Origin of the sequence: Amycolatopsis sp. lyj-346, from assembly GCF_046548975.1 — a bacterium.
Taxonomy (GTDB): domain Bacteria; phylum Actinomycetota; class Actinomycetes; order Mycobacteriales; family Pseudonocardiaceae; genus Amycolatopsis.
In genome coordinates, this window is the sequence record NZ_JAJPWT010000049.1 from 1 (window position 1) to 1108 (window position 1108).

1 protein-coding gene is annotated in these 1108 nt (G+C 68.1%); it reads left to right on the forward strand.

From position 1 onward, the window contains the following. Positions 1–120 precede the first annotated feature (120 nt). Positions 121–1108, forward strand: a 988-nt coding sequence (locus ACLJQE_RS44615; RefSeq protein WP_410645920.1) for an IS481 family transposase, incomplete at its 3' end; no start/stop codon positions are given.

The following is a 1108-nucleotide window of genomic DNA, read 5'->3' on the forward strand; positions in this document are numbered from 1 at the left end:
TGTGATGTCCGGGGAGGTTGTCCCGGGTTGAGGCGGTGACGGCCTGTCGTGCTGACAGGTGAAGGCCTCCGGTTGTGAAGTGGAGCTGTCTAGGAACCACATCACCGCCCGGAGGCCTTCGTGTCCCACCCTAACGCCACCCTGACCCCACGCACCCGGCTGCGGCTGGCCCGCCTGATCGTCGAGCAAGGCTGGACCCACGCCGAAGCAGCCAAGATGTTCATGGTCGCTGCCAAGACCGCCCGAAAGTGGGCACAGCGTTACCGGGACGAGGGCGAAGCCGGGATGGCTGATCGCAGCAGCCGGCCCCACCACAGCCCGGCCCGCACACCCACGCCGGTGGTGCGGGCGATCGTGCGGCTGCGGTGGCGTCACCGGCTGGGTCCGGTCCAGATCGGCGGCCGGCTCGGGCTGCCCGCCTCGACCGTGCACGCAGTGCTGACCCGCTGCCGGATCAACCGCCTGTCCCGGATCGACCGGGTCACCGGAGAACCGCTGCGCCGCTACGAACACGACCACCCCGGATCGCTGATTCATGTCGATGTCACCAAGTTCGGCAACATCCCCGACGGCGGCGGCCACCGATTCGTCGGCCGGCAACAAGGCGAGATCAACAAACGAGCCACCCCCGGCCTGCCCCGCGGCGCCGACCACAAGCCCCGCACCGGCACCGCCATGCTGCACACCGTCATCGACGACCACTCCCGCATCGCCTACGCCGAAATCCACACCAACGAAAACGCCACGACCGCCACCGCGGTGCTGCGCCGTGCCGTCGCCTGGTTCGCCGATCTGGGCGTCACCGTCGAACGCGTGTTGTCCGACAACGGCTCGGCCTACCGCTCCCACGCCTGGCGCGACACCTGCACCGAACTCGGGATCACCCCGAAACGAACCCGGCCCTACCGGCCGCAGACCAACGGCAAGATCGAACGCTTCCACCGCACCCTGGCCGACGGTTGGGCTTACGTCCGTTTCTACCCATCGGAAGCCTCGCGCCGGGCGGCGCTACCAGGCTGGCTGCACTTCTACAATTACCACCGACCCCACTCATCCGTCGGAGGAAAGCCACCCATCACCCGGCTGACCAACCTCCCCGGACATCACA